The following is a 14,936-nucleotide window of genomic DNA, read 5'->3' as shown; positions in this document are numbered from 1 at the left end:
TCTACCCAGGTCACCCTCACTCAGGTGTGGAGTGGCTCACCACGCCACCTGCACCGCTGTCTAATGCCACCGCTACGCTCGTACTGTGCCGGAGACTGATCACGCGGATTCACAGGGCGAAAGCGCCCGTAAGCAGTGGTCCGCGCCCGCCCGCCGCACGCGTTTCCGGGAGCTCGACGAAAAGGTCGCCCACCTTCATGGGCAGGAATTCGGCAAGCCCGGCCTCAATCCGGTGGAAACCGCACAACTGAAGGGTGTGCGCAGATTCGGGGCCGCTGGTGCGATTCTCATGGCCTTCGCCGCCTTAGGGGCGGGCGCCCAACCCGTTCTCCAGAACCCTGTGACCGGAATGCGCATCTTCGGCCTGCCGGCGCGCATGACCACAGTTTCTCTGACCCTCGGTATCACCGGAACCGTCATGGTGACGCTCGCCTGGCTCATGGTCGGCCGATTCGTCGTCGGCGGGTTCGTCACACAGTCAGCACCGCGGCGCATGACGCGAGGGCAGCTCGACTACACGCTTCTGCTGTGGATCACACCGCTGCTAGTGGCACCTCCGATGTTCAGCCGCGACGTGTACTCGTATCTTGCACAAAGTGAAATCGGCGCGCGTGGGCTTGATCCATACGCGCTAGGACCGGCGCAGGCTCTAGGCGTAGATCACGTGCTGACGCGAACGGTCCCGAACATCTGGCGCGAAACGCCAGCACCGTACGGCCCGCTCTTCCTGTGGATGGGCGAGGGGATCGCGTCGCTGACCGGGTACAACATTGTTCCGGGAATTCTCCTGCACCGTGGCCTCGCGGTTGTCGGCGTGCTGATGATCATCTGGGCCTTGCCGCGGCTGGCCCGCAGATGCGGAGTCGACCCTGTGATCGCTCTCTGGCTGGGCGCCGCCAACCCCCTGGTCATCTTCCATCTCGTCGCGGGCATCCATAACGAGGCACTCATGATCGGCATGATGGTGGTCGGAGCAGAACTCGCGCTACGCGCCATCGAATCGTCAAAACCACTCACCCGGCTGAATCTTGCCCTGCTCCTTATAGGAGTCTTCGTCATAGTCCTTTCGGCGACGATCAAGATTCCTTCGCTGCTCGCGCTCGGGTTCGTTGGAATGGCGCTCGCGCGCCGATGGGGTCGTGGGCTGATCTCGATGGTTGCCGCCGCAGCCCTGCTCGGCATCGTCGCGATTGTCGGAATCGCGAGCATGAGTCTGATCAGCGGGCTCGGATTTGGTTGGGTGAATACCCTTGGGACCGCTAATGCGGTACGTAGCTGGATGTCGATACCCACACTGCTCGGCCTCGCTACCGGGCAGGCTGGCGTATTCCTCGGGCTGGGCGATCACACGACTGCGATCCTCAACGTGACGCGCCCGATCGCCGCAGCGATTGCTGCCATGATCATCACCCGCATGCTCTTCGCGACACATTCTGGGCGGTTGCACGCAATCGGAGCGCTCGGAGTCTCCATGGCCGCGCTTGTGTTCCTCTTCCCCGTGGTGCAGCCGTGGTACCTGCTGTGGGCGCTGATTCCGCTCGCCGCGTGGGCAACGCGACCAGTCTTCCGCATACCTGCGATTGGAGTCTCTGCCGTCATCAGCGTGATTCTCATGCCCAACGGCGCTGAATACCCTGCGTGGACAATTTTTCAAGCCGTCATCGCCACGATCGCGACCTTTGCGGTCCTCTTCGCGGTCCTCTACACCCGGCCACTGTGGCGTTCGTTCCTGGACGGCGTTTTTCGCCGGAGCGCTCCGAGCGCCTAATCTGGTTCGTCGTGACTACTCAACTGCCGCCACCCCGCACCCCAGCGGTAGAACTGCTCGGGGTTACGAAGCGTTTTGGCGCCACCGAGGCAGTCAAAGGACTGGACCTATCGGTCGAAGCGGGTCAAGTCCTCGCGCTGCTAGGGCCCAACGGCGCTGGCAAGACCACCACTGTCGAGATCTGCGAGGGGTTCCTGACTGCGGATGGCGGCAAGGTGCGGGTGCTCGGGCTCGACCCCGCGGCGCATGCCGCACGACTGAAGCCACGGATCGGGGTGATGCTGCAAGGTGGCGGGGCCTACCCGGGCGCTCGTGCCGGCGAAATGCTTCGCCTCATAGCCCACTATTCGCGCAACCCGCTTGATCCTGACTGGCTGCTCAGCACTCTCGGGCTGACGGAAGCAGCACACACCCCGTACCGTCGCCTTTCCGGGGGACAGCAACAGCGGCTTTCGCTGGCGAGCGCCCTCATCGGGCGGCCCGAACTGGTGTTTCTGGACGAGCCCACAGCAGGACTCGATGCCCAGGCGCGGCACCTCGTATGGGAACTGATTGATGCGCTCCGCCGTGACGGCGTGAGCGTCCTCCTCACAACGCACATGATGAATGAGGCGGAACAACTCGCCGACCACATCGTGATCATCGATCACGGCCGCGTGGTCGATCAGGGCACGCCCGCTGATCTCACTCGGCGCGACGCACAAGACCAACTGCGTTTCAGCGCTCCGCCACGCCTGGAAACCGACCTACTGCTCCTTGCTCTGCCAGAAGGGTATCGCTGCCACGAATGCTCCCCCGGCGAGTACCTGATCGAAGGCGAGATCACGCCACAAGTGCTCTCCACGGTTACCGCGTGGTTTGCGCGGATCAACGTGCTCGCCACGAATCTGCGGGTCGAACAGCGCACGCTCGAGGACGTCTTCCTCGACCTCACCGGCCGTGAATTGAGAGGCTGACTGTGTCTGACCCGTCCGGCTTCACACGCGTCACCGCGAATCGCTTCCCTGCTGGAACGTTCACGCCGTCGCCGCAACCCAGCCGCCCGCTCCCCATGCTTGCCGCGCAGACGCGTCTCGAGCTGGTCTTGCTGCTCCGCAATGGAGAGCAGCTACTGCTCACGATGCTGATCCCGATCTCGCTGCTTATCGGTTTTGCGGTGCTTCCCATCGGGGACCTCGGTGAATCACGAACCAACGCGATCGTTCCCGGGATCCTCGCCCTGGCGATCATGTCGACAGCATTCACCGGCCAAGCGATAGCCGTGGGTTTCGATCGCCGCTACGGAGCATTGAAACGGCTCGGCGCCACAGCGTTGCCGAAGTGGGCGATCATCGGTGGAAAGAGCTGCGCTGTGGTGCTGGTGGTGTGCCTGCAGATGGTGCTGCTCGTGGCGATTGGAGTGGCGCTTGGCTGGCGCCCGAGTCTCGCCGGACTCGCATTAGCGGTACCCGCTGTCGCGCTCGGCACTGTCGCGTTCGCGGCGATGGGCCTCTTTATCGGCGGCTGGCTGCGTGCAGAGATCGTCCTGGCACTCGCAAATATCCTGTGGTTCGCGCTCGCCGGCGTCGGGAGCCTCGTCATCGCGGCGCGACTCTACGGCGAGGAGTTCCCCGGCCTTGCGCATGCTTTCGCGCGAATCACACCGTCGGGAGCACTGGTCGAGTCGCTAGCGATGGCATTCGACGGGGCGGCAGACGTCACTGGGTATGCGGTACTCGCGGCATGGGCTGCCGCGTGCGCCTTTGGCGCGTTTCGCACCTTCCGCTGGGTGTGAGGAAACGCCGCAAATGGCTTTTTCGCCCGAATCGAACTGTTCTTAGGAAGCCTATCCGGTAGTTGATGACCCCTCGGGTGTGTCGTGCTTCACGAGATATGCTCAAGCGTCTGAGATATGCCGAGCCAGCGGACACAGCGATAGTAATCAAGGCCCCAGCCCTGACGTGCCCGACGCGAGGCGCTATTCGGGACGGTTGAGCATATCTCGCGGCGGCCTCAGCGCACGGGCCCGTTTCTTCGTTTACCCAGCGTTCCCTTTACCATCAGACTGTGCTTTCCCGTACCTATCTCAGTCTGGTCGACCGTCTCCCGATGCCTTCGCTGAGGACTCAGCGCGTCGTCGCGATTCTTGTGATCCTCACCCAAGCCGGTATCGCCGTGACGGGATCAGTCGTGCGGGTTACCGCTTCAGGTCTCGGCTGCCCGACGTGGCCACAGTGTTTTCCAGGATCATTCACGCCGGTCCCGGTCGAAGAGGTCGCCACACTGCACCAGCTCGTGGAGTTCGGGAACCGCTTGCTTACTTTCGTGGTGGTGGCCGCGGCGATCGCGGTCGTCCTCGTCGTCACACGCGCCCGACGGCGGCGTGAGGTAATCGCGTACGCGTGGGTGATGCCGCTCTCGACGCTCATGCAAGCGGTCATCGGCGGCATCACCGTACTCACGGGCCTGCTGTGGTGGACGGTCGCCGTCCACCTGCTCGTGTCCATGGCGATGGTCTGGGTCGCTGTAGTGCTCTACAACAAGATTTCCGAGCCCGATGAGGGAGTCGACCATCCTGTTGCGCCCCGGCCGCTACGCAGCCTCACAGCCCTCACCGCAGTGGCTCTGGTGGGCGTGCTGGTCGCGGGCACCATGGTCACTGGTGCTGGACCCCACGCGGGTGACCCAGATGTGGACCGGCTGGAAGTCGAGATAGTCACGCTCGTGCATTTGCATTCGCAGCTCACGGTCGCTTACGTCGCACTGCTCATCGGATTGATCTTCGCACTCTACGCGGTGGCAGCGCCACGCAATGTTCTGCGCAACCTGAAGTTTGTCATCGCGATAGCCGCTGCACAAGCGGCACTCGGCATTGTGCAGTACTTTATGCAGGTCCCCGCCTACCTCATTCCCTTCCACATCGCAGGCGCCGCGGCATGCACTGCCGCGACGGCCGCGCTGTGGTCGAGCATGTCGGCACGGACTACGAGTTCGCTACCCACGCCGCCATCCGGCGAGCGTGTTCCGGAGCGGGTGTAGCGGTCGAGGTCAGCTCCCGGTCCCAGTCAGCGAGCTCGAGCTGCGGAACCGCGTCAACGACAGCCCTCGCGATGGGGAGGCTCGGCACCACCTGATCCCCCATGATGCCGTCAGCCCCAACGAGGGTGACGCGGACACCAATGCGCCCAAGTGGCTGCAGAACCGCCTTCGCGGAGCCGCCGTGGTCCTTGATGAACGCTTTGATCGCGGGAAGGACGCCACTCGGTATGACTGGACCCGCTGTCCCTGTTTTCTCTGTGGCCGATTTCTCCTGGTCACTCATGCCGTCAAGATTACCGTTGCGCTCGGCGGGATCTGCTGTCGGGCGCGTCCCACTCGCACTGACGTGCCGAGGAGAGTAGAAATCGATCATGCGCGCAATACAGGTGACACGACTCGGCGGGCCGGAAGTACTGGAAACTACAGAAGTTCCCGATCCTGAGCCTGCACCGGGCGAATTGCTCGTTCGCACCGATGCCATCGGAGTGAACTTCATTGACGTGTATTTCCGGACTGGCGCCTATGCCACCGACCTGCCGTACACACCGGGGTCCGAAGCCACCGGCACAGTCGTCGCCATGGCAGACGGTGTGACCGGGTTCTCCGTCGGAGACCGAGTCGCGTGGGCGTCAGCGCCGGGCAGCTACGCCGAGCTGGTGAGAGTTCCTGTCTCTGGTGCCGTGCCTGTGCCCGCCGAGGTGACAGCACCCGTGGCGGCCTCCGCACTGCTTCAGGGCATGACGGCGCACTACCTCATCACATCCGTGTACCCGGTTAAACGGGGTGACACCGTCCTCGTGCATGCAGGTGCGGGTGGGGTCGGCCTGAAGCTAACTCAGCTGGCAGTGCAGCGTGGCGCGCGAGTGATCTCCACCGTGTCGACTGCGGACAAGGAAGCCTTATCACGGGAGGCTGGCGCCTCGGAGGTCCTCCGTTATTCTGCTGACCTGGCGGGCAGGGTGCGAGATCTCACCTCCGGCGAAGGCGTCGCCGCCGTGTATGACGGTGTGGGGAAAGACACTTTTGACGCGAGCCTCGAATGCGTTCGCGTGCGCGGCACCGTCGCCCTTTTTGGCGCCGCAAGCGGTCCGGTACCACCGTTTGACCCGCAGCGCCTCAACAGAGCGGGTTCGGTCTTCCTCGCGCGGCCCTCGCTTGCGCACTTCGTTCGAACTCGCGACGAGCTCTTGTGGCGCGCAGGCGACGTATTCGATGCGATCAGCAGCAGAGCGCTCGTTGTTCGGGTGGGCGCTGAGTACCCCCTCGAGCGGGCCGCTGACGCCCATCGTGACCTTGAAGGCCGCCGGACTACCGGGTCTGTCGTGCTACTCCCGAAATAATCGCGCTCAATCTTCACCAGAAACAGGACATCCTCAAGAGGAATTTCCCTTGAGGATGTCCTGTTTCTGACGAATCTGCGCGATCACAGCCCGAGCAGCTGCGGCACCGTGGCGAATCCGAGGATGGAATCTACCGCAAGGCCACAGAACACCGCCGCGAGGTAGTTGTTCGACATCAGGAACAAGCGGAGCGGCTTCACAGGCACCCCCGCCTTCACGCCGGAGTACAGGCGTTGTGCCATGACGACGAACCAGATGCCGACGAGCAGTGCGATCAGGGCGTAAATCACCCCTGTCCACCAGGCGAGTGCAAGGGTGGTCAGAACGGTCACCCACGTGTAGATCACGATCCGCTTCGTGACTTCCTGTTCGCTCATCACCACTGGGAGCATCGGCACCCCGGCAGCGCGGTAATCCTCCTTGTACCGCATCGCCAGCGCCCATGTGTGCGGCGGCGTCCAGAAGAAGACAATGAGGAACATCACCAGCGCGGGCCATTCGAGGGTCCCGGTCGTGGCGGCCCAGCCGATCATGACGGGCATACACCCAGCGGCGCCGCCCCAAACAATGTTTTGCGACGTCCTCCGCTTGAGGACCAGGGTGTAGACGAAGATATAGAACAAGATCGTCACCACGGCCAGCGACGCCGCTAAAAGATTGGTCGCCCACCAGAACCAGGTAAACGACAGCACACCCAGCACAAGCCCGAACACAAGCGCATGAGAGGTTGGCACCGCTTCGCGGGCGAGCGGCCGACGGGCCGTGCGTTTCATCACCTTGTCGATATCTGCGTCCACGACACAGTTGAGGCTGTTCGCACTCGCCGCCGCCATCGCGCCGCCGAAAAGCGTCGCAAGGATGAGGAGCGGGTCGACAGTCCCCCGTGAAGCAAGGAGCATCGCGGGAATTGTGGTGACTAGCAGGAGTTCAATAACCCGTGGCTTAGTCAGCGCGATGTACGCCATGATCTTACGGTTGACCCAGCTCAAAGGGCCTTCAGGCACACTGGCGGACGCACTCCCGGAACTGCCGCCATCACCATTCTCATCGGCCGTCCCGGCACTATGAGAGTGGCCGTGTGCGCCGGGGGCGAAACCGTGCCCGCCTGCCTGCGCCCTAATCCGCACTGCTTCTCCTCGCGATACCAATCGGCGTTACCCGGGCACTCTAGTTTGCCCAACAGCCCTTTGCCCAAATGACCTTGCCAAATCACCTTGCCAAATGACTTGATGGTAGACCGAGTGGACGACCCTGCCGAATCACGGTAACGCATCGCGGTGCAGTGACGGCGCGCTGCCGCCGGATTCGGAGACTTGGCTGCTGTAATGGCACCATTACAGTTGGACCTACCGGTTCGCAAACGATCCAGCATCCAGTGACGATTCAGCCAGCATCCAGGAGAGCCTCGCCAGTGTCGGTTACAGACGAGATCCGCACCCTGACCACCCCCCACCTTCCAGACGACTGGACGGAACTCGACACCAAGGCAGTCGACACCATCCGTGTGCTCGCAGCGGACGCGGTTCAGAACACCGGAAACGGCCATCCGGGTACCGCGATGAGCCTCGCACCCCTCGCCTACGTCCTGTACCAGAAGGTGATGCGGCACGACCCGTCCGATCCGGACTGGACTGGCCGCGACCGGTTTGTGCTTTCCTGTGGCCACTCCAGCCTCACCCAGTACATTCAGCTGTACCTTTCGGGCTACGGCCTTGAACTCGACGACCTCAAGGCGCTACGCAAGTGGGGAAGCCTGACGCCCGGCCATCCGGAGTTCGGCCACACCCCTGGTGTGGAGATCACGACCGGTCCTCTGGGCCAGGGCCTGGCATCAGCGGTCGGCATGGCAATGGCGGCACGTCGTGAACGCGGACTTTTCGATCCGGACACTCCACAGGGATCGAGTCCCTTCGACCATTTCATCTACGTCGTCGCTTCCGACGGAGACATCCAGGAGGGTGTGACTTCCGAGGCGTCGTCCATCGCAGGGGTCCAGGAACTCGGCAATCTCATTGCGATCTACGACGACAACGAGATTTCCATCGAGGATGACACTGCAATCGCGCTCGGTGAAGATGTGGCGAAGCGGTACGAGGCGTACGGCTGGCACGTACAGAGCGTCGCCGGCGGTGAGAATGTGACTGGGATCCTCGACGCGATTGAGAACGCGAAGTCCGTGACGGACAAGCCATCGATGATCATTTTGCGCACCATCATCGGCTACCCTGCGCCGAACAAGATGAACACGGGCGCGTCCCACGGCGCCGCACTCGGGACCGATGAGGTTTCCGCGGTCAAGGAAGCGCTGGGGTTCGACGCGGACAAGAGCTTCGACGTGGCCCCAGACGTGATCGCCCACACCCGGGACGTCGTCGCACGTGGCGCCGCAGAGCGGGCACGGTGGCAGGCGGACTTCGATGCCTGGGCGGCGCGCGACACTGAGCGCAAAACATTGTTCGATCGCCTCACGTCACGTTCACTGCCTGAGGGCTGGGAATCGGCATTGCCCACCTGGGATCCAAGCGAATCGGGCATGGCTACCCGCAAGGCCTCTGGAAGCATTCTCGGCGCAATCGGGCCGCTCCTGCCCGAACTCTGGGGTGGCTCCGCCGACCTCGCAGAATCCAACAACACGACGATCAGCGGTTCTGATTCGTTCGGCCCGGTGTCGATCTCGACCAAGCACTGGAACGCACACCCCTACGGTAGAACCTTGCACTTCGGCGTGCGTGAGCACGCGATGGGTTCCATCCTCAATGGTATTGCCCTCCACGGCCCGACCCGCCCGTACGGTGGGACATTTCTTGTCTTCAGCGACTACATGCGCCCGGCCGTGCGGCTCGCCGCCTTGATGAAGGTGCCCGCACTGTACGTGTGGACGCACGACTCAGTTGGACTCGGTGAGGACGGCCCGACGCACCAGCCCATCGAGCATCTCGCGGCGCTGCGCGCGATTCCGAACATGACGGTCATCCGGCCCGGTGACGCGAATGAAACTACTTTCGCATGGAAGGCAGCTCTCGAGCATCTCGACGGGCCTACCGCGCTCGCTCTCACGCGCCAGAACATCCCGGTGCTCGAGGGCACGCGCGAGAATGCTGAGGAGGGCGTGAAGCGCGGTGCCTACGTCCTTTACGACGCCGAGGCGACCGAAGTGCAGGTCATCCTGATCGGTACCGGATCCGAACTGCAGTATGCGGTTGAAGCCCGCAAGGCGCTCGAAGCGGAAGGGATTGGTACACGCGTCGTTTCCGCACCGTGTCTCGACTGGTTCGAACAGCAGGATCAGGCTTACCAGGATCGGGTGCTCCTCCCTGAGGTTCGCGCTAGGGTGACTGTAGAGGCTGGGATTGCGATGCCGTGGTACCGGCACCTTGGCTCCTACGGCGAAGCGGTGTCGATCGAGCACTTCGGAGCGTCCGCTGATTACAAGACGCTTTTCCGGGAGTTCGGTTTCACGGCGGAGGCAGTAGAGGCTGCGGCACGTCGTTCCCTCGCTCGCACCAGCGGCTAGGATGCTTCGCGCAGTCCGTGGTCGCCGGTGACAACTTGTAGCGGATTTCTCTAGTAGAGGTGACCACTAATGACTCAGAATGAAAACCTTGCCGCACTAAGCGCGGCTGGTGTATCGGTGTGGCTTGACGACCTCTCGCGTGAGCGCCTGAGTTCGGGCAATCTCGCGGAGCTCGTCGAGACCCGCAGCGTTGTGGGTGTCACGACGAACCCAACGATTTTCCAGGGCGCTCTTGCAAGCGGCCACGCGTACGAGGCACAGCTCACTGAGCTAGTCAGTCGGGGCGCGGGTGTGGACGACGTGGTCCGGGAACTCACCACGGACGACGTCCGCAACGCATGTGACCTCCTGACGCCTGTCTATGATGCCACCGGAGGCCAGGACGGTCGGGTCTCCATCGAGGTCGATCCGCGGCTCGCGCACGATACAGACCGGACGATCGCGCAGGCGCACGAGCTGTGGAAGATAGTGGACCGCCCCAATCTGCTGGTCAAGATCCCTGCGACACTGGCTGGTCTGCCCGCGATCACGTCGGTCATCGCGGACGGAATCAGCGTCAACGTCACGCTCATCTTCTCTGTCGAACGGTACGAGGCTGTCATCAGCGCCTACCTGGCGGGTCTCGAACAGGCCCGGCAGATCGGCCGGGATCTCTCGCGGATCCGTTCCGTCGCCTCGTTTTTCGTTTCTCGGGTGGATAGCGAGATCGACGGTCGGCTTGAGAAGCTCGGCACCGAGGAGGCACGCGGTCTCCTCGGTCAGGCAGGAGTGGCGAACGCACGCCTCGCTTACGCGTCGTTTGAACGTGTCTTCGGAGGCTCGAACGACCTCTGGAACGGACTGAAGACTGCGGGCGCGCACGTGCAGCGACCACTCTGGGCATCCACCGGAGTCAAAAACCCTGACTATTCCGACACGATGTATGTCAGCGAACTCGTGGCTCCGAACACAGTCAACACGATGCCGGAAAAGACAATGCAGGCATTCGCTGACCACGGCGAGGTGCGCGGCGACACCGTCTCCGGCACCGCTGACGAGGCACAGCGCGTATTCAGCGCTCTCGCGGATGCTGGAGTCGATCTTGCTGACGTTTTCGTTAAACTTGAGGAAGAAGGCGTCGACAAGTTCGAAAAGTCCTGGAACGAACTGCTCGAGGCAACGTCGCAGCAGATCGACGCCGCACGTCAGCGCTCGTGAGATGGATTCGGGTATGAATTCTCAGCACGCTCAGCATTCCCCCGAAATTCTTGTCTTCGACAGCAGCGATGCTCTCGCCTCGGCGGCGGCACAACGGCTCGCGGCGGCAATCGTCTCAGCGCAGTCGGACCGCGGCGTTGCGCGAATCGCACTGACGGGGGGCAGCACAGGAATCGCTGCGCTTCGAGCTTTGCGCACGGTCGGCGACCCCATCGACTGGGGCAGGGTGGAGATCTTCTGGGGCGATGACCGTTTCCTCCCAGCAGGTCACGAGGACCGCAACGATGCGCAAGCGGACGAGGCGCTGCTGTCGCATGTTCCTGTGGATGCCGCCCGCGTCTTCCGCATGCCGTGCGACGAAGGTGAGTTCGCCGGGGACGCGACTGCCGGTGCGCGCGCATACGAGGAGACACTGCGCTCCCTCACCCCTGACGGCAAGATTCCGGAGCTGGACGTCCACCTGCTTGGCATGGGTCCGGACGGCCACATCAACTCACTATTTCCAGGCAAAGCGACACTCAGCGAGCGCGAACGCGCTGTCGTCGCGGAGTTCGACTCCCCGAAACCCCCGCCCCAGCGAATCACATTGACATTCCCAGTCGTGAACGCTGCCAGGCACGTGTGGTTCCTCGTAGCGGGAGCGGACAAGGCGCCCGCAGTTGCCAAAGCCGTCGGTCGCGCGTCACCGGCTGACTACCCAGCCGCGGGAGCGCAAGGCCGTGACGGCACCACCTGGTTCCTCGACAAGAACGCGGCAGAGCTCCTCCGGTGAAACGACACGAACTAGTCAACCTCGCGATCTTCATCACCCTAGCTGGTGGGTTGCTCTTTCGTGTTGGCAGTTTGTGGCCCGAGGTGCCGGACGACGGAGCGTTGTGGCGGCGCATTGTGCTCGGACTGTGTGCCGCCGTCATCGTCCCCGGCAGCGGCTGGGCTTCCCAGCACTTTCAGCGGCCCTCAGCAGGGTTCCTCGGTAGGGTTTATCTGGTTTTCGCGGTGGTTTCCGTCATCATCGATGGTGTCACCGCTCGCTATTTCGAAATGCTGGTCGGCATCGTATGGATTCCACTGTTCTTTGGAGTCATTTTCCTGCTTGGGGTTCACCGATGGATCGACACCCTCACGCGTTCGCCCACTCATGATAGGAAAAGCTCACAGGCGCCGGCCCGGATTACCGAGCTAGAAGGTCGGCGTGAGCCAACACGCCTCCCTGCACGTCTCAGCCGCCACGAGATGGCCAATGTGGTGGTGGGTGCGGTTCTGAGTATTACAGCAGCGTTCATGACAGTTACACGCTGGCTGGAGGTCGACTACTCGCGCGAGGAGTCCCTCGCCGCCCAGTGGCAGTCGTGGGTATTGGCCGCGTGCATTGTTGTCATCACTGTCGTGGCGGCGTGGGGTGCAGGGAACTACTGGCGACCGACGGTTGATTACATCACCTTCGTCTACGGCACACTGGGCGCGGTAGCCGTTGTCGGCTACCTGGTTTCTGAGCGCTACCTCAACGCCCTCAGCATCGCGGTCGCGACTCCCCTGCTGCTCATCGTGCTCCGGGTGCCCACGGTCCGCAAACGGCTGGAGAGCTTCACAGGGAACGGGACAGGGCGGTCAGGTCCTGGCCATCCGGCCGGACCAGCATCATCTGCCTGGCCGCAGCCGCATTCACAATCTTAGGGTCACGCGTAGCGGATATTAAGGCCCATTCCGACGATGGACACCGCCCATACGATCGCAATGTAGATCGTCAGCCGGGTGAGGTTCTTCTCCGCGACACTCGACCCTGACAGGCTGGTCTGCATGCCGCCTCCGAACAGTGAGGACAGACCGCCGCCCTTAGCACGGTGCAAGAGGACTAGCAGGATCATCATCACACTGGTAGCGACCAGCACGATGTCCAGAAACAGTGACATGAAGGTCCTTATGTTTGCGTCGCTTCGGCGCCGAATCGGCGCAGTTGCCGGGTCGATCTTACCTGTCGTACGGCATCAGTTCGAACACGCGGAGACGCCGCGGCCCATCATGTCAGCCCTGGGGCTTGATGGACCGCGGCGCTCAGCAATCAGTGCATGCCGCTACCGCGAATCAGAAGGGGCCGCCAGCGGCGATGGCGCACAACTGCGCGAAATCGTCCGCCTTGAGTGAGGCTCCACCTACAAGGGCACCGTCGACATCAGATTCCGTCACGATCGAACCGACGTTTTTCGCGCTGACGGAACCTCCGTACAGCACACGGATGGTTCCGGCCGTTTCGGGCGTCGCTATGCGCGACAGCTCTGAACGGATTGCGGAACACACCTCTTGCGCGTCAGCCGCGGACGCAACCTTGCCGGTTCCTATCGCCCACACAGGCTCGTAGGCGATTACGATCTTCGCGAGTTCTTTCTGCGACAACCCAGCGAGCGAGTTTCGCAGCTGGTTGATGTTGTATTCAACATGCGAGCCAGCCTCACGGATGTCGAGCCCCTCGCCGATGCAAATGATTGGGGTCAGCCCGTGCTTCAGCGCCGCTTTTGCCTTGTTCGAAACGAGTTCATCGTCCTCACGGTGGTAAATGCGACGCTCCGAGTGGCCCACGACCACGAATTTGCAGCCGAGTTTCGCCAGCATCGGCCCGCTCACCTCACCGGTGTAGGCACCCGATTCGTGAACACTGACGTCTTGCGCCCCGTAGGCGACCTTCAGCTTGTCACCTTCGACCAGCGTCTGAACGCTGCGCAGGTCGGTGAACGGTGGCACGACGACTACGTCCACCTTCTCGTAGTACTTATCGGGCAGCGCGAAGGCGATCTTCTGGACCAGCGCGATCGCCTCAAGATGATTCATGTTCATCTTCCAGTTGCCCGCGATGAGCGGCTTACGCGGCATGCCTCATCCTTCCGATGCTGTGTCGTCAGCGAGTACCGAGATACCCGGCAGTTCTTTGCCTTCGAGATACTCTAGCGATGCTCCGCCACCCGTCGAAATGTGGGAGAAGCCATCCTCTGGTAAACCGAGAAGACGCACAGCAGCCGCGGAATCACCGCCGCCGACGACGCTGAATGCACCCTTCGAGGTAGCCTCGACGATCGACTCGGCGACCCCGCGGGTCCCAGCAGCGAAAGCCGGGAACTCGAAGACACCCATGGGGCCGTTCCAGAAGATTGTTTTGGCGTTTCTGAGCACCGCCGAGAAACGACTAACTGAATCTGGGCCCACGTCGAGCCCCATCCAGCCTTCCGGAATGCCCGTGGCGGGCACCGTCTGGGTTTGCGCGTCCGCGCTGAAACTGTCCGCGGCAACAACGTCCACGGGCAGATGAATCACGTCGGCATAGCGATCCAGCAGATCCTTACAGGTGTCGATCATCTCTTCCTGAAGCAGGGATGATCCTACCTGCAGCCCCTCAGCGGCGAGGAACGTGAAGCACATCCCGCCACCAATCACCAGGGTGTCGACCTTCGGTGCGAGTGCTTCGATTACCGCGAGCTTGTCGGACACCTTCGAACCGCCGAGAACCACGGCATAGGGTCGGGCAGCCTCGGTGGTCAGTTGCGTGAGCACGTCAACTTCAGTCGCGACTAATCCGCCCGCGTAGTTCGGCAGGAGCTGAGCCACGTCGAATACCGAGGCCTGCTTGCGGTGCACAACACCGAACCCGTCGGACACGAACGCGCCGCCAGTTCCAGTCAACGCTGCCAGTTCACGCGCTAACGCTTGACGCTCCGCATCGTCCTTGCTCGTCTCACGTGACTCGAAGCGCACATTCTCCAGCAGGAGAACGTCGCCCTCGGTGAGCCCGGCAGCGCGTTCCTGCGCATCCTGACCCACAACGTCACCTGCCAGCTGCACGTAACGCTCGAGTTCGTCGCCGAGCCGCTGCGCGACCGGAGCTAGTGACAGCGCGGAATCCGCCGCACCCTTCGGCCGGCCCAAGTGTGCCGCCACAATCACGCGGGCACCCGCATCCGCGAGAGCCCCGATCGTCGGCGCGGATGCGATGATCCGGCCGGCATCCGTGATGCGTCCATTCTCAAGTGGCACATTCAAGTCAGAACGAACGAGCACCGTGCGCCCTGAAACACCTTCTGTCAGGAGTTCCTGGAGAGTTTTGACCGTCATT

Annotated in this window: 14 protein-coding genes; 9 read left to right on the top strand and 5 right to left on the bottom strand. The window is 62.6% G+C overall.

Annotation, left to right across the window (positions count from 1 at the left end):
* Nucleotides 1-85 precede the first annotated feature (85 nt).
* The 4 genes from mptB to AS9A_RS09185 all read left to right on the top strand — a co-directional run bounded on the left by mptB (nucleotide 86) and on the right by AS9A_RS09185 (nucleotide 4,786).
* A complete protein-coding gene (gene mptB / locus AS9A_RS09200; protein ID WP_013806699.1) occupies nucleotides 86-1,768 on the top strand; it encodes a polyprenol phosphomannose-dependent alpha 1,6 mannosyltransferase MptB in 1,683 nt (560 codons plus the stop codon).
* An 11-nt stretch (nucleotides 1,769-1,779) separates the two neighbouring features.
* Nucleotides 1,780-2,724, top strand: coding sequence for an ABC transporter ATP-binding protein (locus AS9A_RS09195; RefSeq protein ID WP_013806698.1), 945 nt, complete (start codon nucleotides 1,780-1,782; stop codon nucleotides 2,722-2,724).
* Nucleotides 2,725-2,726: 2 nt separating this feature from the next.
* Nucleotides 2,727-3,542 carry an ABC transporter permease gene (locus AS9A_RS09190; RefSeq protein ID WP_013806697.1) on the top strand — a complete coding sequence of 272 codons (816 nt, stop codon included), beginning with the start codon at nucleotides 2,727-2,729 and terminating at the stop codon, nucleotides 3,540-3,542.
* Between the two features lie 272 nt (nucleotides 3,543-3,814).
* Nucleotides 3,815-4,786, top strand: a complete 972-nt coding sequence (locus AS9A_RS09185) for a COX15/CtaA family protein (protein WP_013806696.1) — start codon at nucleotides 3,815-3,817, stop codon at nucleotides 4,784-4,786.
* Here the strand turns inward: AS9A_RS09185 and AS9A_RS09180 are convergent.
* Nucleotides 4,731-5,069 (bottom strand): hypothetical protein, encoded by a 339-nt coding sequence (locus AS9A_RS09180; RefSeq protein ID WP_041451736.1) that lies wholly within the window; start codon nucleotides 5,067-5,069, stop codon nucleotides 4,731-4,733. The genes AS9A_RS09185 and AS9A_RS09180 overlap by 56 nt on opposite strands.
* Nucleotides 5,070-5,157: 88 nt before the next feature.
* Between AS9A_RS09180 and AS9A_RS09175 the strand changes: the two genes are divergently transcribed.
* Nucleotides 5,158-6,126, top strand: coding sequence for a quinone oxidoreductase family protein (locus tag AS9A_RS09175; RefSeq protein WP_013806695.1), 969 nt, complete (start codon nucleotides 5,158-5,160; stop codon nucleotides 6,124-6,126).
* An 83-nt stretch (nucleotides 6,127-6,209) separates the two neighbouring features.
* On the opposite strand, the gene AS9A_RS09170 is transcribed toward AS9A_RS09175, so the two are convergent.
* Complete coding sequence (locus AS9A_RS09170) at nucleotides 6,210-7,091, bottom strand: heme o synthase (protein WP_083826675.1); 882 nt, start codon at nucleotides 7,089-7,091, stop codon at nucleotides 6,210-6,212.
* A 446-nt stretch (nucleotides 7,092-7,537) separates the two neighbouring features.
* Here AS9A_RS09170 and tkt point away from each other — a divergent pair, with 446 nt between their 5' ends.
* The 4 genes from tkt to AS9A_RS09150 all read left to right on the top strand — a co-directional run bounded on the left by tkt (nucleotide 7,538) and on the right by AS9A_RS09150 (nucleotide 12,511).
* Nucleotides 7,538-9,640 carry a transketolase gene (gene tkt / locus AS9A_RS09165; protein WP_013806693.1) on the top strand — a complete coding sequence of 701 codons (2,103 nt, stop codon included), beginning with the start codon at nucleotides 7,538-7,540 and terminating at the stop codon, nucleotides 9,638-9,640.
* Between the two features lie 69 nt (nucleotides 9,641-9,709).
* Nucleotides 9,710-10,837 carry a transaldolase gene (gene tal / locus AS9A_RS09160; protein WP_013806692.1) on the top strand — a complete coding sequence of 376 codons (1,128 nt, stop codon included), beginning with the start codon at nucleotides 9,710-9,712 and terminating at the stop codon, nucleotides 10,835-10,837.
* Between the two features lie 13 nt (nucleotides 10,838-10,850).
* Complete coding sequence (gene pgl, locus AS9A_RS09155) at nucleotides 10,851-11,609, top strand: 6-phosphogluconolactonase (RefSeq protein ID WP_013806691.1); 759 nt, start codon at nucleotides 10,851-10,853, stop codon at nucleotides 11,607-11,609.
* The gene (locus tag AS9A_RS09150; RefSeq protein ID WP_013806690.1) at nucleotides 11,606-12,511 is read left to right on the top strand and encodes a hypothetical protein; all 906 of its coding nucleotides are present in this window, start codon (nucleotides 11,606-11,608) and stop codon (nucleotides 12,509-12,511) included. Before pgl ends, AS9A_RS09150 begins: the two co-directional genes overlap by 4 nt.
* 2 nt (nucleotides 12,512-12,513) lie before the next feature.
* Here the strand turns inward: AS9A_RS09150 and secG are convergent, their stop codons facing one another.
* The 3 genes from secG to AS9A_RS09135 all read right to left on the bottom strand — a co-directional run bounded on the left by secG (nucleotide 12,514) and on the right by AS9A_RS09135 (nucleotide 14,935).
* A complete protein-coding gene (gene secG, locus AS9A_RS09145) occupies nucleotides 12,514-12,747 on the bottom strand; it encodes a preprotein translocase subunit SecG (RefSeq protein WP_013806689.1) in 234 nt (77 codons plus the stop codon).
* Nucleotides 12,748-12,919: 172 nt separating this feature from the next.
* Nucleotides 12,920-13,702: a triose-phosphate isomerase gene (gene tpiA / locus AS9A_RS09140; RefSeq protein ID WP_013806688.1), complete on the bottom strand. Its 783-nt coding sequence runs from the start codon at nucleotides 13,700-13,702 to the stop codon at nucleotides 12,920-12,922.
* A gap of 3 nt (nucleotides 13,703-13,705) precedes the next feature.
* On the bottom strand, nucleotides 13,706-14,935 hold the full coding sequence (locus AS9A_RS09135; RefSeq protein WP_013806687.1) for a phosphoglycerate kinase: 1,230 nt from the start codon (nucleotides 14,933-14,935) through the stop codon (nucleotides 13,706-13,708).
* Nucleotide 14,936 lies beyond the last annotated feature (1 nt).

Origin of the sequence: Hoyosella subflava DQS3-9A1, from assembly GCF_000214175.1 — a bacterium.
Lineage (GTDB): Bacteria > Actinomycetota > Actinomycetes > Mycobacteriales > Mycobacteriaceae > Hoyosella > Hoyosella subflava.
Note: the sequence above shows the minus strand (reverse complement) of the source record. Positions and strands in the feature narration are given on the sequence as shown.